The 19323-nt window shown below is 67.1% G+C and carries 17 protein-coding genes; 7 read left to right on the top strand and 10 right to left on the bottom strand.

Annotated elements, in window-relative coordinates; genetic code table 11:
* Nucleotides 1-91 precede the first annotated feature (91 nt).
* Nucleotides 92-676 (bottom strand): cold shock domain-containing protein, encoded by a 585-nt coding sequence (locus QHF89_RS33590; protein WP_136970561.1) that lies wholly within the window; start codon nucleotides 674-676, stop codon nucleotides 92-94.
* A gap of 201 nt (nucleotides 677-877) precedes the next feature.
* On the opposite strand from QHF89_RS33590, the gene udk reads away from it, so the two are divergent.
* Nucleotides 878-1507: a uridine kinase gene (udk, locus tag QHF89_RS33585; protein ID WP_136970560.1), complete on the top strand. Its 630-nt coding sequence runs from the start codon at nucleotides 878-880 to the stop codon at nucleotides 1505-1507.
* 55 nt (nucleotides 1508-1562) lie between these two features.
* Complete coding sequence (locus QHF89_RS33580) at nucleotides 1563-2807, top strand: ATP-grasp domain-containing protein (RefSeq protein ID WP_284721244.1); 1245 nt, start codon at nucleotides 1563-1565, stop codon at nucleotides 2805-2807.
* A gap of 24 nt (nucleotides 2808-2831) precedes the next feature.
* On the opposite strand, the gene QHF89_RS33575 is transcribed toward QHF89_RS33580, so the two are convergent.
* The 4 genes from QHF89_RS33575 to QHF89_RS33560 all read right to left on the bottom strand — a co-directional run bounded on the left by QHF89_RS33575 (nucleotide 2832) and on the right by QHF89_RS33560 (nucleotide 5106).
* Complete coding sequence (locus tag QHF89_RS33575) at nucleotides 2832-2993, bottom strand: hypothetical protein (protein WP_170229505.1); 162 nt, start codon at nucleotides 2991-2993, stop codon at nucleotides 2832-2834.
* A 594-nt stretch (nucleotides 2994-3587) separates the two neighbouring features.
* On the bottom strand, nucleotides 3588-4133 hold the full coding sequence (locus QHF89_RS33570) for a cysteine hydrolase family protein (protein WP_136970559.1): 546 nt from the start codon (nucleotides 4131-4133) through the stop codon (nucleotides 3588-3590).
* A gap of 102 nt (nucleotides 4134-4235) precedes the next feature.
* Nucleotides 4236-4553 carry an SWIM zinc finger family protein gene (locus tag QHF89_RS33565; RefSeq protein WP_284721243.1) on the bottom strand — a complete coding sequence of 106 codons (318 nt, stop codon included), beginning with the start codon at nucleotides 4551-4553 and terminating at the stop codon, nucleotides 4236-4238.
* 10 nt (nucleotides 4554-4563) lie between these two features.
* Nucleotides 4564-5106: a hypothetical protein gene (locus tag QHF89_RS33560; RefSeq protein ID WP_284721242.1), complete on the bottom strand. Its 543-nt coding sequence runs from the start codon at nucleotides 5104-5106 to the stop codon at nucleotides 4564-4566.
* A 319-nt stretch (nucleotides 5107-5425) separates the two neighbouring features.
* Here QHF89_RS33560 and QHF89_RS33555 point away from each other — a divergent pair, with 319 nt between their 5' ends.
* The 3 genes from QHF89_RS33555 to QHF89_RS33545 all read left to right on the top strand — a co-directional run bounded on the left by QHF89_RS33555 (nucleotide 5426) and on the right by QHF89_RS33545 (nucleotide 9737).
* The gene (locus tag QHF89_RS33555; RefSeq protein ID WP_136970557.1) at nucleotides 5426-7825 is read left to right on the top strand and encodes a hypothetical protein; all 2400 of its coding nucleotides are present in this window, start codon (nucleotides 5426-5428) and stop codon (nucleotides 7823-7825) included.
* Between the two features lie 119 nt (nucleotides 7826-7944).
* Entirely contained in the window at nucleotides 7945-8721 is a 777-nt protein-coding gene (locus QHF89_RS33550; RefSeq protein ID WP_136970556.1) for a B-box zinc finger protein, read from the top strand.
* The gene (locus tag QHF89_RS33545; protein WP_136970555.1) at nucleotides 8718-9737 is read left to right on the top strand and encodes a site-2 protease family protein; all 1020 of its coding nucleotides are present in this window, start codon (nucleotides 8718-8720) and stop codon (nucleotides 9735-9737) included. Before QHF89_RS33550 ends, QHF89_RS33545 begins: the two co-directional genes overlap by 4 nt.
* Nucleotides 9738-9740: 3 nt before the next feature.
* Here QHF89_RS33545 and QHF89_RS33540 read toward each other — a convergent pair whose 3' ends face one another.
* The 3 genes from QHF89_RS33540 to QHF89_RS33530 form a co-directional block, all read right to left on the bottom strand.
* Nucleotides 9741-12125, bottom strand: coding sequence for a hypothetical protein (locus tag QHF89_RS33540; protein WP_136970554.1), 2385 nt, complete (start codon nucleotides 12123-12125; stop codon nucleotides 9741-9743).
* A 174-nt stretch (nucleotides 12126-12299) separates the two neighbouring features.
* A complete protein-coding gene (locus QHF89_RS33535) occupies nucleotides 12300-13139 on the bottom strand; it encodes a DAPG hydrolase family protein (protein ID WP_136970553.1) in 840 nt (279 codons plus the stop codon).
* Nucleotides 13136-14485: an FAD-binding oxidoreductase gene (locus QHF89_RS33530; protein WP_136970552.1), complete on the bottom strand. Its 1350-nt coding sequence runs from the start codon at nucleotides 14483-14485 to the stop codon at nucleotides 13136-13138. Before QHF89_RS33530 ends, QHF89_RS33535 begins: the two co-directional genes overlap by 4 nt.
* Before the next feature lie 78 nt (nucleotides 14486-14563).
* On the opposite strand from QHF89_RS33530, the gene QHF89_RS33525 reads away from it, so the two are divergent.
* Both QHF89_RS33525 and QHF89_RS33520 read left to right on the top strand, forming a co-directional pair.
* A complete protein-coding gene (locus QHF89_RS33525) occupies nucleotides 14564-15451 on the top strand; it encodes a LysR family transcriptional regulator (RefSeq protein WP_136932746.1) in 888 nt (295 codons plus the stop codon).
* 18 nt (nucleotides 15452-15469) lie between these two features.
* Nucleotides 15470-16291 (top strand): hypothetical protein, encoded by an 822-nt coding sequence (locus QHF89_RS33520; protein WP_136970551.1) that lies wholly within the window; start codon nucleotides 15470-15472, stop codon nucleotides 16289-16291.
* Here QHF89_RS33520 and QHF89_RS33515 read toward each other — a convergent pair.
* Both QHF89_RS33515 and QHF89_RS33510 read right to left on the bottom strand, forming a co-directional pair.
* A complete protein-coding gene (locus QHF89_RS33515; protein WP_136970550.1) occupies nucleotides 16253-17602 on the bottom strand; it encodes a nucleobase:cation symporter-2 family protein in 1350 nt (449 codons plus the stop codon). The two genes, QHF89_RS33520 and QHF89_RS33515, sit on opposite strands and share 39 nt — an antisense overlap.
* A 45-nt stretch (nucleotides 17603-17647) precedes the next feature.
* Nucleotides 17648-19099: a S28 family serine protease gene (locus QHF89_RS33510; RefSeq protein WP_284721241.1), complete on the bottom strand. Its 1452-nt coding sequence runs from the start codon at nucleotides 19097-19099 to the stop codon at nucleotides 17648-17650.
* Nucleotides 19100-19323 lie beyond the last annotated feature (224 nt).

The following is a 19323-nucleotide window of genomic DNA, read 5'->3' as shown; positions in this document are numbered from 1 at the left end:
CGCACCGGGCGACTGCCCGGGCCGCGCGTCCGCAGCGGGCGTTCGTACCCAGTTTGCCGGGGCTCCGCAAGAGGCGGCCGATTTTGATGGTCTAGGCGGCGCGGTGTCCGTGTCCGCCCTTGCCGACGATGGCGACGGTGCTCGCCTGCGGCCCCTTCTCTCCGAGCTCCTCCTCGTAGCGGACCTCGGTGCCCACGGCGAGCCGCGTGAAGCCGTTGTTGAGGACGCTGTTCTTGTGGAAGTACACGTCGTAGCCGTCCTCGGCCTCCAGGAAACCGTAGCCGCTCTCCGGGAAGATCCGCGCGACCTTTCCGTGCGGCGGCCCGACGCGGGTCTTCACGTCGCCCCGTTGCTTGGCCACGTACTCCCGGAGCAGCCGGCGCGCGCCGTCGAACGCCTCGTGCACCGCGACGTACACGTCCTCGTGCGCGTGCATGTGCTGCTCCTCGGCAGACTCGCCGCCGACGACGATCTCCTCGCCGGGCACGGTCATGTCGATCCGCACGCGGTAGACGTTGCCCTGGTGACGCCGGCGGGACTCCGGCTCGATCGCCACGCGGCACCCCATGATCCCTTCGTAGACCTCGTCGAGCTTCTCGGCCTTCTCGCGCACCTCGCGCGCCACGGACTCCGACGGTGGCATGTCGCGGAACGTGATCTGGAGCGGTAACTTCATGGAACCTCCATGGCGCGAGTCCGTCGGGTCGCCTTCGAGCGCCCGCCGGCCATCGACCCTTCTCCCCCTCACATTCGGCTCCGTCCGCGCTGCGGCAAGACCCGGCGCGCCCGTCAAGGTGTGGCGCGGCATGCTTGTTCGCTCCACGGTCGACCAGGCCGTCGAATCGAAGTATGGTGCCGCCGGGACGAACGAGCTCTGATGCGACCGCTCATCATTGGAGTTGCTGGCGGCAGCGGCTCAGGCAAGACGACCGTGGCCCGCCGTATCGTCGAGGCGCTGCCTCCCACCGGCGTGAACATCCTCGAGCACGACGCGTACTACCGCGATCGAGGCGACATCTCCTACGAGGAGCGCTGCGGCCTCAACTTCGATCACCCGGAGTCGCTGGAAACGGAGCTCCTGGTCGAGCACCTCGCGGCCCTGCGAGAAGGTGCCTCCATCGACGTGCCGCGGTACGACTTCAAGACGCACCGCCGCGCGCCCGATTCGCGCCGCGTCGCGCCGACGCCGGTGGTCATCGTCGAGGGCATCCTGGTGTTCGTCGAGGCGAAGCTGCGCGATCAGCTCGACATCAAGATCTACGTCGACACGGACGCCGACATCCGGGCCTTCCGGCGCATCCGCCGCGACATCGAGCACCGCGGCCGGACGTTCGACTCCATCCGGGAGCAGTACTACCGGACCGTGCGGCCGATGCACCTCATGTTCGTCGAACCCTCGAAACGCTGGGCCGACGTGATCATCCCCGAGGGGGGTGACAACAAGATTGGCATCGATCTCGTGATCGCGCTGATCCGCCAGATGCGTGGGGCCGAGATGGCCGGCTGAGTTTGGCGCGACGGCCAGATGACATCCCGGCCCGAGTTGGGGTAATGGAGGCGCCGTGATCAACACCGACCACGAGCCAACGAGGCCCGCCTCCCTGCCCCCGCCGCCGACCACGATCCTCTGCGTGTCGAGCTACTTCAAGGGCAACGACTTCCTGAAGCAGGCGCGGCGCGAGGGTTGCCGGGTGATCCTGTTGACGCTCGAGTCCTTGCTCGGCAAACCCTGGGCGCGCGACGAGATCGACGAGATCTTCGGCATGCCGACGTTGAGCGATCGGCGCGCGGTGGTGAACGCGGTCAGTTACCTCGCCCGGACGCGCGAGATCGAGCGCGTCGCGCCGCTCGACGACTACGACGTGGAGCTCGCCGCGCACCTGCGCGAGCACCTGCGCATCCCGGGCATGGGCGAGACGACGGCGCGGTACTTCCGCGACAAGCTGGCGATGCGCGCCCGCGCGAAGGATCGCAGCATCCCGGTGCCAGACTTCGTGCACGTGCTGAACGACGAGCGCGTGCGCCGCTTCCTGCGCACGGTGCCGGCGCCGTGGCTGCTCAAGCCCCGCTCGGAGGCCGCATCGCTCGGCATCAAGAAGCTCGACCGCGAGGAGGACGCGCTGCGCGTCATCGAGGAGCTCGGCGACGATCGCTCGCGCTACCTGCTCGAGCGGATGATCCCGGGCCAGTTCTTCCACGTGGACGCGATCGTCTCCGAGAAGCGCATCGTGTTCGCCGAAGCGCACCAGTACAGGACGTCGCTCTTCGAGGTGGTGAACCAAGGAGGCCCCTCGGCGACGCAGACGATCGACCGAGCGAGTGATCTGTGGCGCGAGCTCATCGACCTGAACGAGCGGGTGATCGAGCACATGGGCCTCGTGCGCGGCGTGACGCACATCGAGTACGTGCGCTCGAACGAGGACGGCCGGATCTACTTCATCGAGGCCGCCGCGCGCGTGGGCGGGAGCCACACGTCGGACGTGGTAGAGGCAGCGACGGGGATCAACCTGTGGCGCGAATGGGCGAAGGTCGAAATCGCGCAAGGCGAACGCCCGTACGTGCTGCCGCCGCGGCGCTACGACTACGGCGGTCTCGTGATCTCGCTGTCGCGGCAGGAGCACCCGGACATGTCGGCATACACGGACCCCGAGATCGTCTGGCGCACGCCGGAGAAGCCGCACCACGCAGGGCTCATCGTCCGCGCGGACAACCCGGCCCGCGTGCGCGAGCTGGTCGAGAACTACGCCGAGCGGTTCGTCCAGGATTTCACGGCCGTCCTGTCGCCCCCCACCACGCCGGTGGCTTGAGGCGCGAGCGCCTCGGCACCTTCCTCACGGCCCGCCTCCGATCATCGTCGTCACCGCAGACTCGTCCACAGCGCCGTCGGGCGCAGCAGGCGCGTCTTTCCCGGGCCCACGGGAGAGGAGAACGCCCGCGCTGATCAGGCACAACACCACCACGATGACCGCGATCATCTCGAGGACCTTCTTCATGCTCCTCCACTGCGATATCGCCACCGCGACGCCGCAGCCTCCTCGCCGAAACGGGGATTGAACTTCAATCCAATACGCGCGCATGGAGCCATTCCACGGCGGAACGATCCGCCTGCTCGGCCCGAATGCGCAGCCCATCGTCGAGCGCGGCGTAGATTGCCCGTCGAAGGCCCCCTCGTCCAGAGGGAAGAGCCCACGTTATGGACATTGATTGTCCGATCTAGCGTCGCTCGGGCCGCCGCGCCGGGGCGCTGCCCCGGACCCCGCGGGGGGCTGTCCGCCCCCTCGACCCCGGACCAGGCACGGCCTGGACCGAAATGGAAGAACTGCGCGATGCGCAGTTCTTCCAACGGGCCGGTGGCAAGACCCTGGAGGTGGGTTTCAAGCTGGCGACGTGCACGTTGCCGATGGAAACGGCAGCGTAGCGGTCTTGGTTGGCAGGATCGTTGGGGGTCTTGACCCGGGCCTGTTCGATGAACTGCGCATCGCGCAGTTCATCGAGCTTGGGTCCAGCCCCTGGCTGGTCCGGGGTGGAGGGGGCGGACAGCCCCCTCCTGGGGCCTGGGGCAAAGCCCCAGCGCTGCGCCTTCGAGCTCAGCCGAGGAACTCGTCGGTCGATCGCATCTTTGCGTAGGCGAAGCCGAGTGCTGCCATGAATGCTGCGTGAGCATGGGCTGCGGGGACCCGCACGCCGTTGAACTCCAGGTCGCGCGAGGCGCAGGCGTCGTGAATGACCGTAACGGCGTAGCCGAAGTCGGCGGATGCGCGCGTCACGGCATCGACGCACATGTGGCTCATGTTGCCGCAGATCACGACCTCGGTGATGCCATTGCGGTCGAGCACGGCCTTGAGGTCGGTGTCCCGGAATGAGTTGATCTGGTGCTTCAGCACCACATGCTCGTCGCCCTGGTTCTGCACCTTCGGGTGAATTTGCGCGCCTTCCGAGCCGGGGGCGAAGAAGGGGGCGTCGGCGGTCGGGAATTCGTGGCGGATGTGGACGACCAGATCGCCCTTGTTGCGGGCGGCGGCGAGCAGTCGCGCCGCATTGTCGGCGGCGGCCTCGACCCCGCTGAGCGTCCACTTCCCTCCAGGGAAGTAGTCATTCTGGATATCGACGACGATGAGAGCGCGCGTGGCCATGGTTTGATCCTTTCCGAGCCGCAGCCGGGGATGACTGCGGCGTGTCTACCACGAGGCGCTGGATTTGGAAAGGGTGCGAGCAGCCTGGCGAGCGTGCTCCGTTCAAGTATATCGATGACCCGCCGGCAATGCTTCCTCCACGAACGCATGCCCGTTCGCGACGAGGAGGAGCAGCCCCAATGCGTGCTTGCATGGCCGCTTGCGGCTCGGGCAGCTACAGCGCGCATCTTCCGCCGAACGCGCGAAGACCGCATAGGCGTCGCCTTTCGAGCCGAGCGCCACGCCCCACACGGCATCTCCCTCACGACCGAGCCTCCGCCAGGCCGAGACCTTCGCGAGCTTCTTGGCATCTGCCAAAGCGCGGGCATCCGGTGCCAGCGCTTGGACGAAAGCGACCGTCAGCGAGCCGAACCAGGTCATTGCCGCACCTCTATCCTTGGAAAATCGTGAAGAGCCCGTGACCCGACGAGGAGCCCACGTCGAGCGCCTCCTTTGCCTCGCGCAGCGTCGCCTCGGGGCTGTATCGCTCGTTGAAGCTCCGCGACGAGAGCGCTTGTGCGATCGAGCTCGCGAGGCGCCTGCACGTGTCGGGGCTACGCCAGGCGATCGCGGGAATGCCGGAGAGAGACGACGGCAAGTCGAGCCATTCTGCTTCGCATGCCCGATACGAGAGCTCCCAGAGGGGAGATTCGCTCTCGTCGGGGTAATATTCGAGGCTCCATTTCCGATGCGCGAAGCTCGCGAGAAGAACCTCCACGGCGCGCCCATACATGGCCCCGTCGGGGTGCTCCGCGCGCTTGGGCAAAAAGACGAACGTGCCCCGCGCCATCACCTCGAACGCAGGACGCAAGCGCTCGTCGGGCGGCTCGGCCGCGCGGTAGACGGCGTCGACGAGATCGGCGACGTCGCCACGGATGCGCGCCTGCAACGGCGCAGGGTCCACGAGGAGAAGATCGAGGAATTGGCTTCCCATGCGGCCCGAAGTCTCGGCGGAGGCGCGCATCGGTGTCAACAAGCGCCCGCACACGTCGAACCGTCTCCGCGACCCTCCCACCCCTCTCTCGGCGCACGTCGAACCGTCTCCACGACCCTCCCAAGCCTCTCCCGGCGAATGCGCGACAAGGCGGGCGCGCCGACGGCCGAGCCGCCGCGAGCGAGATAGGGTTTCATGCCCGCAGGCACGGCGGTCATCACCGCTGCGCTTCTGCTTCCCACCTGTGTCGAGTTGTTGTCCGATCAAACGCCATCGTGAGACCGTCTTGGCAATCCCTCCCACGACCAGGAAGGCAACGATGTTATCGTCATCCGCTCTTCGTGTCGAAGCGCGCGGACGCTCGACGCGCCGCCGCATATCGGTCTGGACCAGCCTCTTCGTGGCTCTGACCGGCTCCCTCTTCGCATGCCGCGCCGCGGCAGCGTGCACCTATGACGTCGCTCCCGACGACGCCGGCGATCTGATCACCGCCATTCAATGGGCCAACGACAACACGACGGCCGCCACTTTGTGTATTCATGGAACGTATGAGATCGACGCGACGCTTCCCGCCATCCGCACCGAGATCACCATCGTCGGCACGGATCCCTTGACAGATTCCATCCATCTCCAGGATGGCGCCTCGGGGCCCACGCCGCGCGTCTTTGATGTCGACCCCGAAGGCCACCTCGTGCTGAAGTCGCTGAAGCTCGGGTGCCTTGGCTCCTACGTACCGATCGACGAGGGCGGCGCAATTCACAACCGTGGAAGCCTGGATCTCGACACGGTCACCATCGAGGGGTTCTACGCCGTGAACGGGGGCGCGATCTATAACGACGGCGGCTCGGTCGTCGCCCTCGATAGCATCCTCTATCGGTGCGGCACATACGAAGGAGATGTTCCGTGCAGGTTGGGCAACCAGGCATCTCCGCTGCAGGGCAACGGCGGCAGCATCTACAACAACGCCGGCGCGGTCCAGCTCGTCGGCAGCTCGATCGAGCAGGGGGAGTTTTGCCGCGGGGCCATTTACAACGCCCAGGGTGACGTCCAGATCCTCGATGAGAGTAAAATCTTCGGGGCTTGGGCGTTCGACAACGGCGGAGGCATTTACAATGCGTCCGGGACCGTCACCGTGGATCATAGCAAGATCAGCGGCAATGTAGCACTCGACAATGTCCTCGAAGGAGGCAATGACGACCGGGGTGGCGGCATCTTCAACGATACCAAGGGAACGGTGAGCCTCGTCGAGGTCGAGATATCCGGCAATCGGGCAGGCTACGGCGGAGCCATTTTCAATCGCGGGTCGCTCGAGATCCACGGAGGCACGCTATCGGCGAACTTGGCCCCTGATGACTTGTTCTCTCTCGGGGGTGCCGAGGAAGTCGCTGGGGGCGCCCTGTACCTCGATGCGGGCGTCGTCACCATCACCGGCGCGACCCTCGCACGGAACCGACCCAACGCGCTCCACGTGCAGGGAGATGGCATCCTGTCCATCCATGACAGTGTCATCACGGAAAACGGCGCCAATTACGGACAGGTCGCAGGGGGAAAAGCGTTCGCGTTGTTGGGCCAGTGGGGCAAGGCCCCGACCATGGAGGTGCACCAGACCTGCATCGTGCGCAATGGTCGGCCCCCCGTCTTCGGCGCAGTGTTCATCGGCAGCATCCCCTCGCTAGCCCATTTCGAGGACAACTGGTGGGGTGAACCCGCTGGCCCCCACGAGGGCGACACGCTGCAGGGTATTCTCATTCCCCCCTCCTTCTCCTACCTCGTCATGCCACCCGCGCACTGCGAAGGTCTCTACAACTCCGGCGGCGTATGGATCCAGGACACGCCGTCGGACACCGGGCTGGAACCCGATCCGGCCACCGCAGGCCAGCCCATGTGGCAAAGCGAAGACATCTGGATCCGTCACACGAAGGACGGCAAGCACCAGCATCTCAACCCGAAGTTCGGGCAGGTCAACTACGCCTATGTGCGCCTGCGCAATCAAAGGAGTGTGGCCGTGCCCGGCACGTTGCACGTGTATTACGCGCATGCCTCCTCGGGGCTCGCCTGGCCGTCGAACTGGACGGAGTTCGCGACGCTCCCCTACGTGGTCCCGGGCGGCGTCGGCAAGGTGCACGATGTCGCCGCGCCCTGGAACCCTCCGGGCACCGGTCATTACTGCATGCTCGCGCGCTGGGAGTCCGACGAAGATCCCATGTTTCACGCCGAGACCGCGGAGGTCGAGAAGAACACGCGCGACAACAACAACATCGCGTGGCGGAACATGAACGTGGTCGACGAGTGGAAGCTCACCGGCACCAAAAAATGGCAAAGCACGGTTTCTTTCCTGGTGCGTGATCCGTTCGAGCAGGTGGGTACCCCCAAAGGGACCGACTTCGCCTTCATCGCGCTGAATCCCGGCAATGGCGGTTTCCTTTCGTATGGCACGGTCGAGATCGATCTCGGGCCCACGCTGCTCCAGCGCTGGATCCAGGCAGGCGCCGTCGGCCAGGGCGTCGCGCTGCTCGCCAACGGCAAGATCGGGATCACCTCGAAAGAAGATGCCCGCATCGGCGGCATCACGCTGGGGCCCGCCGAGGCGTACGAGGTGAAGCTCACCTTCATCACCGACAAACCTCTGCCCGGCAACACCCCCCGGCTCTTCCAGGTGCACCAATCAAATTCCGGCAAGGTCGTCGGCGGGATGAGCTACCAGATCCATTCGCCCTGAGAGCGGTCGTCCTCCCCGCGGAGGCACCACGAACGGTCCCCCCCTCCTCCGCACCTCGCCTCGGCATGATTGACTTCGCTCGCCCGTGACGCTCAACTCCCGCCGATGGAGATCGGGGGATGAGCCAAGCCACACTCGACACCAAGCCTGCCGAACCCGAAGCGCCGCCCGCCGCGCCCGAAGCGCTCGCCGCGCCCACCGCACCCGAAGCGCCCGCCGCGCCCGAAGCACCGGCCCAACTCGACTTCGAGCGCGCCGAGTTTGGCGAGCCCGCCGCCAGGCACGTGCAGTGCTCGATCTGCCAGTCGGCCATCACGACCGCGTACTACCAGCTCCTCGACAAGGTCCTGTGCAGCTCGTGTCGCGACGCCGTCCATCGCTCGTCGGACGATGCCCGCAGCGGCGCGGCCTTCGGAAAAGCCTTCCTCCTGGCCGGCAGCGTCGCCCTCGGCTGCGGCGTCGTGTACGCGCTCTTCGTCCACTTCACCCACATCCAGCTCGCGCTCGCGACCATCGGCATCGGCTTGGTCGTCGGCCGCGTCATCCAGAGCGTCACGCGTGGATTCGGCAGCACGAAACATCAGGTGCTCGCGGTCGTGCTCACGTACCTCGCGTCTGCGATGGGGTACCTCCCCTCGATCCTCGCTGCGATGAACGCGGGCGACGACACGCAGAGCCTGGGGCTCATCGGCAGCATCGTCTACGTCGTGCTCGTCTCGGCGTTCACGCTGATCGCGCCGATCCTCGACGTCACGAGCGGCTTCAGCGGCGTGATCGGCGCGCTGATCATCTTCTTCGGCCTGCGCACCGCATGGCAGGCGTCGAGGGGCGTCGGCGGCCCGGTCGCCATCAGCGGCCCGTACCAGGTGAACACGAGCGCGAGCCCGACCCCTTGAACCACGTCGTCTCGCGCTGCGCGGCCTGCGGGGTCGAGCTCGCCCCGGGCATGCTCGCCTGCCCCGCCTGCCGCAAGCTCGTGCACGGCGCGCGCCTCGCGGCCCTCGCGGCAGACGGCGAGGCCGCCGAGCGCGAAGGACGCATCACCGACGCCCTCACGCACTGGCGCGAGGCGCTCGGCCTCTTGCCCCCGGGCAGCACGCAGCATCGCGTCGTCGGCGAGACGATCCGACGCCTCAGCCTGGCCCTCGAACAAGTCGGAAATACGCCGAAGCCGCAGGGCGGACGCGCGAAGACGGTGGCAGGCCTCGGCGCAGTCGCGCTCGTCGCGTGGAACCTCAAGTACTTCCTGCTCTCGCTGCTCGGGAAGGCAAAGCTGCTCGTCTCGGGGCTCGCTTCGCTGCCCACGCTCCTCTCGATGTTCGCGTGGCTCGCGCTCGATCGATCCCGCGGGCTCACCTTCGCGCTCGGGCTCGTGGCTTCGATCTACGTGCACGAGATGGGGCACGTCTCGGCGCTTCGCCTGTATGGGATCCAGGCGACCGCGCCGATGTTCGTGCCGGGCCTCGGCGCGCTCGTGCGGATGAAGCAGTATCCGATCGACGCCCGCGAGGACGCGCGGGTCGGGCTCGCGGGGCCCGTGTGGGGGTGCGCCGCGGCGGCGATCGCGCTCGCGGCGGGGTTCGTCCTGAAGGATCGCACGATGCTCGCGGTGGCGAGCGTCGGCGCGACGCTCAACGTCTTCAACCTGGTCCCCGTCTGGCAGCTCGACGGCGCGCGGGGCTTTCGGGCGCTCGATACGCGGCAGCGGGGAATCGTGCTGACGATCGCCGCGCTCGCCGCGCTGCTCTCGGGGGATGTGATGGGCTGGATCGTGTGCGCGGCGGGGAGCTTGCGGCTCAAACGAGATCTGCCGGCGGAGGGGGATTCTCGTGCGTTCCGCACGTTCGCCGGGTTGCTCGTCGCCTTGTCGGCGATCGCGTGGGCGGCCGGGAAGGCCGCCCCGCCGGGGTGAGGATCAGAAGCAGAACACCTTGCAGAGGACCTCGCCCACGTCATCCACGACGTCCTCGACCTCGCTGCCCACGTCCTCCGCGAGGTCCTCGAGATCCGACACGCCGCCCTCGAACCAGCCCAGGGTCGAGTCGAGCGTCGAATTCACGACCGACCCGGCCGTCGAGGTCCAGTTCGTGACCTCGGCGGCTGCATTCTCGGTCGTGGAGAGGAGCGCGGTGCTGGCCGTCCCGGCGACACCATTGAGCTTCGAGCCGATCTCCTCGGTGGTTCCATGCAGCCAAACCGTCGACTCCCGCGCGGCCTCCCGCGTCCACACCACCGCGACGCCCGCGTGATGGCTGATCACGATACGACCGTCGTTCACCGCGTCGACGAGGCCGACGCGGACGTCGTGGCTCCAGTCGATGCCCCACGCGTGGAGGTTGTAGGCCATGATGTGGAGCGGAGTGCCGAAGCCGATGACCCAGCCCCGCACGTGGTTGTACGCGGTTACGGCATCGCTGCCCTTGACGTACACCGACACGCCCACGGGGACGACGACGAGCGGGACGCTGAAGCCGTATTGCCCATCCTTGCCGTACTTGAGCTCGCCATAGAGGCCCACGCCGGCCGACAGGTTGAGCGACGCGGTCGTGCCGGAGGGATCACCCACGCCCGTCGTGAGGACGAAGAGGTTCGATTCGAAGCCCATGGCGAGCCCGCTGTCCGTGAACATCGCGCCGGCATTGCCCTGGCCGATCTCGACCGTCGTGTACCCGAGCGCGTTCTGCGACGTGCTCGACATCATCGAGCCCGAGAAGGTCATCCCGTAACGCGATTGCTCGAAATCGCCGTTGAAGAAGGCAACCGAATAGGTGCGTCCCTCGGGCAGGTCCGTACGGGCCGCTTCGAGCTCGGTCGCGTCGACCGTCGTGCCCACGTTCCCCACGAGATCGGAGACCGTCGCGAGCAAGCTCGCCTGTTGCGTGACGCTGAGCGTCTCCCAGAAATCCGTGCCGGCGCCGAAGTTGTATCCCGACGTGCGCAGCGCCTCGGCGATCACGAAGGGATCGGCCACGACGAACCCATTGCCGCCGGGCAACTCGACCACGAGCAGAAGCTCCTGGGCGCCGTCGCCGTTGATGTCCTGGTAGACGAACTTCAGGGTCGGCGCGGGCACGTCGTCGAGGGCGTGGGTGATGGCGAGGCGCGGGCCTTCGAGGGTCGTGTTCTCTTTCGAGGCGAACGCGAAGTTGAGGTACGGCGTGTACTTGGCGCGGACGAGGACGAGCGTGATCTTGCCATTCCCATCCGCGTTGACGAAATCGACGAGCGCGTCGCTGGTGAACGAGACGGTCTTGCCCACGTCGGTGCGCTTCACCGTGAATTGCCCGAGCGCATCGACCTCCGAGTTCCGCACGCCGTCGGACGAGCTGTCGATTTCGTTCGAGAACGTCGCGTCGTTCGCCGTCGCCTCGTCGAAGCTCTCGGACGCCGCGCCGTCGCGGATGCCGAAGACGGCGAAGTTCAAGCTCTCCGGGACCGTGCCGACGTCCTGGAAGTAATTCGCGACGTCGAGGCTCATCGTGGCCTTCTCGACCTTCGTGCCCGGCGCCATCTCGAAACGAACCACGCCCTTGCGTGTATTGGCGTGCGTGCCGCCGTTGTTCTTCACGAGGATGTCGCTCTCGGCTCCGTGGACCGTCGAGTCCCCATACCGAGCATAGGTGTCCGCGGCGGCGCCGAGCGTCTCCTCGGCCTGGATGAAGAGGCGCGGCCCGCTCAGCGTCGTGTGCTCCTTCGAGGCGAACGCCGTGTCGAAGCTGTTGCTCCGGAGGACACGCGTGACGATGAGCGTGATCACGCCGTCGCTATCGGCGTTGATGAAGTCGACCAGGGCCGCGCTCGAGAATCGCACGGCCTTGTTGAGGTCGGCCTGCGTCAGCGTGATCGTCGCGAGCGGGTCCCGGTCGGGCGTGGCGGGGTTTCCATCGAAGAGGATGGGCCAGAGCGGCGACGTGTTCACGCCCACGGCGCTATTGTTGATGATGGAATTGAACGTCGACCAGTTCGCGGTCTCCTCCTCGAAGGTCTCCGCGGCGAGTGTCGTCTCCCGGATGCCCCAGATCCGGAAATCGCAAGAGAGCGCCTCGTCGAACCTGGCGAGGTCGAGGTAAAGCGCCGCGTCCGTGGCCTTGTCCGTCGGGTTGATCTGGAACCGCATGACGGTCGCCACGGAGTTGTACGACTGGTCCGTGCTGGTGTTCCGCGACAGCTTGACGACGAGCTCGGTCGAGCTGCCATGCGGCCCCGAGCCGTCGAGGTTCACGTGGGTATCGTCGGTCGGCGTGACGACGGTGGCCTTCGCGATCGCCGCGTTCCCGAGGAACACGAGCGCGAATCCCATCAATCTCAAGAAAAAGGTTCTGAAGTGTTCGTGGCGGTGGTTCACGGTGCCTCCGAAGGTCGACGAGGCGGCGTCGGCGCCTCACGAATCGAAGGTAGCTCCGTTCGATGTCCCCACAATGGCCACGGTTCGCCATGGGATGTCCACGCGTGGACATCCTCGAAACGGCTGTGATCAGGGCACTTCGTGGAGCTCGGCGTAAAGCTTCGGGAGGAACGAGGCGAGGTGCGACATTTCCTGGGAGCAATGCACGAGGAGCGCGCGTGCTTCCTCCAGGCTCGGTGAAGCCACGCGCCGCGCGAAACGCGACGCGACGGCGCCGACGAACCCCGGCGCACGCACGACGCCGTGGGGCCCGCCGAGCCAGAAGCGGGATCGCATTTCGGCGCCGCCCGGGACACCCCGGACGTGATGCACGAGCCACCCGGCCTCCACGGGCAGCCCGAGGAGGCCAATCCGCGCGCAAACGACCGTGGCCTGTGCGGGATCCGCGAGCGCTGCCTCGTCGAATCCGAGCTCCGCGGGTCGGACGAACCGGATCGTCACCTGTTGCAATTGGCTGCCGATGTACTCGTCGACGAACGAAACGCGGCCGACGTAACGCGTGCGCCCCTTGGCGCCCGGCGGATCCGCGTCTCCCCAGCACGCATGCACGTGCGCGCGGGGATGCCAGAGCTTGTAACGTTGCGGCTCTTGGCCATGCCAGCCGAACCACCAATCAACCATGGCCGGCGACACGTCGGGCATGGCCGTGCGCACCGCGATGAAGAGCGCGCCGTCGTCGCGAACGCCGAGCCCATTCTCGACCTCGTGATCTCCCGCGTCGAGGAGCTGCGGCGCGCCTTTGAGATCGGGGAGCAGGGGCGCGGCGAGCGGGCCCCAAAGAAGCGCCTCCCGCACATGCTCCACGAGCGGCGCGATGCGCGGATTCCAGAACGCTGCATAAGGCTTGTCGCGTAGCTCGCCCTCCCGCATGCCGAGGTGGAGCGAGCGCGAAGGAATCGGGTGGCTCATGGTCGTCCCATCCAGGGGTGAAAGGAGTGCTTCGGATCGCGGTCTCCTCGAATTCGATCGAGCCGCGCGAGGTTCTCCGACGTGACGAAGCGCGCCGGGCGTTTTCCGAGGTTCTCGTCGGCGAGCTGGCACCCGCTCGCGAGCGGCTGCATCTCCCGCATGCGATCCCCGGCCCAGGACGCGTAGAGGTCGTCGTCCTTTTCTCGTTTCCACCCTGCATACAGGGCGATGTAGATGTCGTCCTCCACGGAGAACGCCATATCGGGGCGGTCCGGCGGCGGCGCCCAGTTGAGCCACAACACGTGCGAAGGCGGCGGCGGGAGCGTCTCGGCGATCTTGCGCAGGCCCGGGAGCAGATCGTCGATGGGGGCGTGGGTCCACATGTTGTCGACCGCATAACGATGATCATCCGGGTAATGGTGCATGACGGCGCTGTAGAGGAGCGGCAGCGTCGCGGGGATGAAGTCGGCCTTGAGCGCGGCGCTCGGGCCGAGGGCGCTCTCGTTCATGAAGGCGAGCGCGTCGAACGTCTCGCGCGCGGTGCTCGCGAAGACGGGCGCAAAGACCTCGATGCCCGGCCCGCCCACGCCGGTCGCATTCCGCGTCATGACGAGCTGCAGCTCGACCGAGGCGGGCACGGAAGGCCCCACGGCGCGCGCCCAGCGGAAGACGTCTTCCATCCGGGACATGGGAAAACTCTGGAACGCGAACCCCGTGACCTCGGGCTTTTCGTACACACGAAGATGAAAGCGCGTCACGACGCAGAAAAACCCGGGGCCCGAGCCACGGGCGGACCAGTAGAGATCGGCGTTCTCCTCGGCGCTCGCGTAGACCCGCTCGCCGTCGGCGGTCACGAGATCGAGCCCGATCACGCTCATGCACGCCGGGCCCAGCGCGCGGCCGTGCCAGCCGAAGCCGCCCTGGAGCAGGTAGCCGCCGACGCACACGCCCTTGCAATGTCCCGTCGGGAAAAACAGCGAGTGCCGTCCGAGCATCTCGGCGAGCTCGTTGCCGGCGCGGCCCGGCCCCGTGGTCGCGCGCCTCGCCTTCCGGTCGATCGTGACCTCGTCGAGGCCGGAGACGTCGAGCAAGAGCCCGCCGTCCCGCAGGTGATTGCCCGCCCAGCTATGGCCCCCCGAGCGCACGCCGATGCGCAGGCCCTCGCGCCGCGCGAGCTTCACGGCGGCGACCACGTCGCGCTCGGTCTTCGCTTGCACGATCACCTCCGGGTATCGATCGGGCACACGCGCATTCCACATCGTGGCCCGCCGTCGCTCTTCATAACCGGGAGCGCCGCGCCGGAAGGTTCGTCCCTCGTGCGGCACATCGAGATGGCTGGTCAGCATCGTTCGATGGTAAGCTCGGCCGAGCGGCGGGCGTATGGCCAATCTCGGCCACCCGGTGTTCAGAAAACGACCATCCCCATGGATCTCGAAGAGCTCCGAGCCTTTCTCGCGGTGGCCGAGGCCGGCTCGTTCCTGGCCGCGGCGACGTCCCTCCACATGCCGCGCGCCACGTTACGCCGGAGGATCGATCAGCTCGAAGCGCGCGCCGGCGTGTTGCTCGTGGATCGGACGCGGGACGGCGTCAGCCTGACCGAAGCCGGAAAACTCCTGGCGGCGCGCGGGCGGCTCATGGTGCAGGAGTCGAACGCGCTCTTGCAATCGGTCCGGGAGGCGGGATCCGAGCCGGCCGGCGTGCTTCGTGTCCTCTTGCCCGTGGGGTTGCCCCCGCACGTCCTCATTCACGTACTCGGCATCGCGCGCAAGCACCCGCGCCTCGCCTTCCAGCTCCATTTCAGCGACGATCCGATCGCGGGGCTCATGGAGAGCGTGGACCTCGCCTTTCATTTCGGCGAAACGAGCCCCGCGGGGCCGTGGGTCTCACGCGAGCTCATGCGCATTCGCGTGTGGCTCGTCGCGTCGCGTGAATACCTGGCCCGGCGCGGGACACCACGATCCGTCGAGGAGCTTTCGCGGCACGATCTGCTCGCGTGGGAGAGCCCAGGCGAGGACGGGCGCTCCTGGCCGCTGCTCCGCGGCGGCACGTTCCCGGTCTCGCCCCTCGTCACGGCCCAAGACATTCACGTGATCCGTCAGCTCGCGCTCGCGGGGCACGGAATCGCGCTCCTGCCCGATCCCGGGATCCCGGACGAAGGGCTGCCCGAGGGCACGATCGTCCCGGTCCTGCCCGACCTCGTGGGCCGCGAGCTCGGGTTCCGTGTGGTCGTGCCGGCCGTCCTGTCCGAGATCCCGCGCATCAAGGCGATGCTCGATCTGCTGGAGCCATTCCTCGGAAAACTGGGCTTGTAATTCGAATAGGTGGAAACGATGTTCTCGCTCCGACGCCGAACCCTCGCGAAGGCTTGTGTCGCGCTCTCGGCCGCCGCCCTCACCTTCACCCTGGCCCCGGAGGCGCGCGCCGACTCCTACCGAAATCTCGCAGAGGGGCTCGCGACGATCTTCTTTACCGGGACGTCGATCCTCGTCACCGGCACGGTCTTCACGATTCACGACGCCGCGATCGTGTCGCCAGGCGAGCCCCCGGCGCTCGGCTGGTCGATTGCAGAGAGCGCACTCATGACGCCGTCGGCGCTCCTGCTCAACGGGCTCCTCGTGCGGGCGCACCTTGACGGCATCGACTCCAACCTCGTCACCGCCGTGTTCCTCGTTCCCGCCGCGTGGACCGGGGCCATGAGCGCGCACGGGATCTGGTCGCTCGCCGCGCCGAGCACGGATCGGGGGACGGTGTATGGCGTCTCCTGGGCGCTCGGCGCGAACCTCGCATTCACCACAGGCGCGGTGAGCGCATTGCTCCACGAGAACAGGACACCGCCCATGGCGTTCGGGATCGTCGAAATGCTGGGCACGACGCCGACGATCCTCGTGGGCGCGGCGCAGCTCCTCGATCCCGCGGGCCGGGATCGTGGGGCCTGGACAGCGCTGACGGCGTGGTCGGGCGCATTGTTCGTGCACGGGGGGATCACGCTTGCCACGGCGATCGTGCGCGCGCGCGAGGACGACAAGGACGCCCCGACCATGGACGCGGAGAAGTCCCGGGGCGGGTTTGCCCCGCGATGGCACTTCGCGCCGACCCTCGTCAGCGATGGAGTTTTACGGGCCCCCGGGATCGGCGTGAGCGGCGTCTTTTGAGCCATCGCTCCCGCGAGCGAACACCGCGTGCAAGAGAATGCCGGTCACGCTGCCGGCGGTGATGCCGCTTTGTAGGATCACCTGGAGCCATGGGGGCAAGCTTCTCCAGAAATTCGAAGCGCCGAGCGGAATGAGGCCCACGGCCAAAGTCGCCGCGACGATCAACCCGTTCATGCGCCCCCGCTCGCTGTCGAACTCGACCCGCGATAGCGTACGCAGCCCGCTCGCGGCCACCTGCCCGAACATGAGCAGCCCCGCCCCGCCGAGCACGGGCGCTGGAATCGCCGCGACGAGCGCCGAGAGCTTCGGCAAGAGGCCAAGCACGACGAGGATCACGCCCGCCGCCGCGACGACCCAGCGGCTCCGCACCCGCGAGAGCGCCACGAGGCCCACGTTCTGCGCATAGGCGGTGTACGGAAATGCATTCAGCACGCCGCCCAGCATCGTGGACAAACCGTCGGCGCGTAAGCCGCGCGCGAGCGCCTCTGGCGTCAAGGGCCTGCCCGTGAGCTCGCCGAGCGCCACGAAATCCCCCGTCGATTCCACCATGACGACCAGCATGACGAGGGCCATCGAGGCCACCGCCCCCGGATCGAAATGAGGCAGCCCGAATGCAAACGGCGTGGTCACGGCAATAAAGCGCGCCTCGCGCACGCCCGCGAGCTCGAACATGCCGAGCGCCGCCGAGATCACGGTGCCCGACACGAGCCCGAGCAACACGGCCACGCTCTGCCAGAAGCCCGTGAGCACGCGTTTGTAAAGGAGAACCAGCGCGAACGTGGTGAACGCGAGGCCGAGCGCGGCCGGCGCGCCGAAATCGGGGGACGACGGGTCCCCGCCGCCCGCCCAGCGCACCGCGACGGGCAACAAGGAAATGCCGATGAGCGTGATGATGCTGCCCGTCACGACCGGCGGAAAAAACCGAAGCAATCGCGCGAAATAGGGCGCGACGAGCAAGGTCAGCGCGCCGGCCGCGATGACGGCGCCGTACACCGAGGGCAATCCGCCCGTCTTGCCAATGAGGATCATCGGGCCGACGGCGGCGAACGTACACCCCTGGATGACCGGTAGACGCACGCCGAAGCCGGGAAACCCCACGGTTTGCACGAGCGTCGCGAGGCCGCAGGTGAAGAGGTCGGCGCCGATGAGGGAAACGAGCTCTTCCCGCGAGAGGCCGAGCGCGCCGGCGACGATGAGCGGCACCGCGACGGCGCCGGCGTACATGGCGAGCACGTGCTGGAGGCCATACGCGAGGAGGCGCGGCAACGGCAGCCACGCGTCGACGGGATCGGGGGCGCTTTGCGAGGCCATGGCCGAGGATCGCCCCGCGCAGGCGCGAACGCAAGATCCTGCGAATCAGCGGAGCGGCAAGCGGAAGCGTGGCCCCGGAGCCTCGTCGTCCTCGACCGCCGGCGCGAACGGCGCCGCCGTCCGGGCGGCAGACGGGTCGAAGGGCATGTCGGCCCAATCGAAGATGCGGCTCATCGCGTGCAATCGTTCCTCCTCGGGGAGGTCTTCGATCCCCACGCCGTGGTGCCCGTCGGGCACGAAGTACCGGAATGCGTCGTTCTTCGCTCGGACATCAAACGGGCTCGTGCTCCAAGGATCGTTCTCCCCATAAATGAAGAGCATCCGCTCGCCATGTGCCCACGTCCGCGCTTCGATCAGCGGCATGAGTCCGTAATCGAAGGGGATCGTCACCGGCACGGGCGTGAGGTTCTCCGCCCTGTCCTGCCCCGGATACCGCAGCAGATCCCGCAAGGGGGCCTCGTCGAAGCGCGGGTGGCCGAGCTGGGTGGCCGACTGGTAGAAATAGGGCCCGTAGTGCACGTTGATGGTCTCGTCGTCGTAGTTGAACGGGGCGCCGAGGTAGTTGATGTAGAAGGAGAGCAGTTCCTCGTCGCTCGCGCCCGGCGCCGGGAGATGAGGCTCGCAGAATTGCACGGGGCAAAACTGCCAGTAGAAAAACGAGGCCTCGAGGACGCCGAATTCGAAGGCGCGATCGGCCCCCACGATATCGAACGTGAGGCCCCAGTCGTCGCCCAGCTCCGCCACCATCATCGGCACGAGCTGGTCACGCCGCGCCAAAAGGGCGCGCTGATAGGCGATGAGCCTCGACCGCATCGCCGCGTCCCCCACCTTCCGGAGGAACGTGACGTACCGCGGATCGCTCGGCGAATAGGTGGACGGCGACACGAACGCGACCGTGCCGTCCACGTCGTCCGGGTAGTAATAGCGATGATAGATCGAGGTCATGCCGCCCTTGCTGGAGGCGCCGGAGATCCAGCGGCCGGTATAGACGGGCCTGAACGCCTGCACGATCCGGTGATGATCGCCGGCGGACTGCTCGATATCGAGGTGCTCGTACGTCGGGCCCGGGGGCACGGATTCGCCGTAGTAGCGATGCTCGGCGTAGAGCTGATTGGCCTGGAGCATGGCCGTGACCTCGCCCTCGATCACCTTCCGCGTGTTCACGGCATAGCCGCTGGGGAGGAACGAGGTGGGCGCGTCGAAAGAGCGATGCAGGAGGGCGATTTTCTGCGTGAAACGCGGGCCGTCCGGGTCATGGTGGTCCACGGGCTGCTCGAATCGGAGCACGAAGAAACGCGTGCCCGGGATGGTCGAGGGGTTTTCGCTGACGACCGTGAGCCCAGGGATTGCGTTGAGCTCGGCGAGGACCTCGTCGGTCACGGCCGCCTGCGCAGCGGCGACCGCCTCGTCCGGAGCAGAGCCCTCGCCGGTGCCGCACGCGGCGACGCCGAACGCGAGGACGATCGAAGTCACAGGAAAGTTACGAATCTGCCGCATGTTCATGCTTTTCATTTTGGCAATCGCCATGCCTGGCGTCCTGCCGCGCCGCGCCTCGGCGAAACGCCCAACATGCGGGAGGCACACGGTCCACGTGCACGTATCGAGCAACCGGCTTGCACGAATTGCGCAAGCCCCCCCCGTTCTCGTCGCGCGATTCGTGCAATCGAGGGCGCGTGTGGTTCCGACGCGGCGCACAAACCGCCGCGCATACGTGCCGCGAC

Origin of the sequence: Polyangium sorediatum (genome assembly GCF_029946465.1) — a bacterium.
GTDB classification, from domain to species: Bacteria; Myxococcota_A; Polyangia; order Polyangiales; family Polyangiaceae; genus Polyangium; species Polyangium fumosum.
This window is presented reverse-complemented; position numbering and strand designations above follow the sequence as displayed.

Bases quoted from the DNA above. Each gene is read 5' to 3' on its own strand.
- QHF89_RS33590 (WP_136970561.1), bottom strand. From the start codon at position 676: ATGAAGTTACCGCTCCAGATCACGTTCCGCGACATGCCACCGTCGGAG.
- udk (WP_136970560.1), top strand. From the start codon at position 878: ATGCGACCGCTCATCATTGGAGTTGCTGGCGGCAGCGGCTCAGGCAAG.
- QHF89_RS33575 (WP_170229505.1), bottom strand. From the start codon at position 2,993: ATGAAGAAGGTCCTCGAGATGATCGCGGTCATCGTGGTGGTGTTGTGC.
- QHF89_RS33570 (WP_136970559.1), bottom strand. From the start codon at position 4,133: ATGGCCACGCGCGCTCTCATCGTCGTCGATATCCAGAATGACTACTTC.
- QHF89_RS33565 (WP_284721243.1), bottom strand. From the start codon at position 4,553: ATGACCTGGTTCGGCTCGCTGACGGTCGCTTTCGTCCAAGCGCTGGCA.
- QHF89_RS33560 (WP_284721242.1), bottom strand. From the start codon at position 5,106: ATGGGAAGCCAATTCCTCGATCTTCTCCTCGTGGACCCTGCGCCGTTG.
- QHF89_RS33555 (WP_136970557.1), top strand. From the start codon at position 5,426: ATGTTATCGTCATCCGCTCTTCGTGTCGAAGCGCGCGGACGCTCGACG.
- QHF89_RS33550 (WP_136970556.1), top strand. From the start codon at position 7,945: ATGAGCCAAGCCACACTCGACACCAAGCCTGCCGAACCCGAAGCGCCG.
- QHF89_RS33540 (WP_136970554.1), bottom strand. From the start codon at position 12,125: ATGGGATTCGCGCTCGTGTTCCTCGGGAACGCGGCGATCGCGAAGGCC.
- QHF89_RS33535 (WP_136970553.1), bottom strand. From the start codon at position 13,139: ATGAGCCACCCGATTCCTTCGCGCTCGCTCCACCTCGGCATGCGGGAG.
- QHF89_RS33530 (WP_136970552.1), bottom strand. From the start codon at position 14,485: ATGCTGACCAGCCATCTCGATGTGCCGCACGAGGGACGAACCTTCCGG.
- QHF89_RS33525 (WP_136932746.1), top strand. From the start codon at position 14,564: ATGGATCTCGAAGAGCTCCGAGCCTTTCTCGCGGTGGCCGAGGCCGGC.
- QHF89_RS33520 (WP_136970551.1), top strand. From the start codon at position 15,470: ATGTTCTCGCTCCGACGCCGAACCCTCGCGAAGGCTTGTGTCGCGCTC.
- QHF89_RS33515 (WP_136970550.1), bottom strand. From the start codon at position 17,602: ATGGCCTCGCAAAGCGCCCCCGATCCCGTCGACGCGTGGCTGCCGTTG.
- QHF89_RS33510 (WP_284721241.1), bottom strand. From the start codon at position 19,099: ATGCGGCAGATTCGTAACTTTCCTGTGACTTCGATCGTCCTCGCGTTC.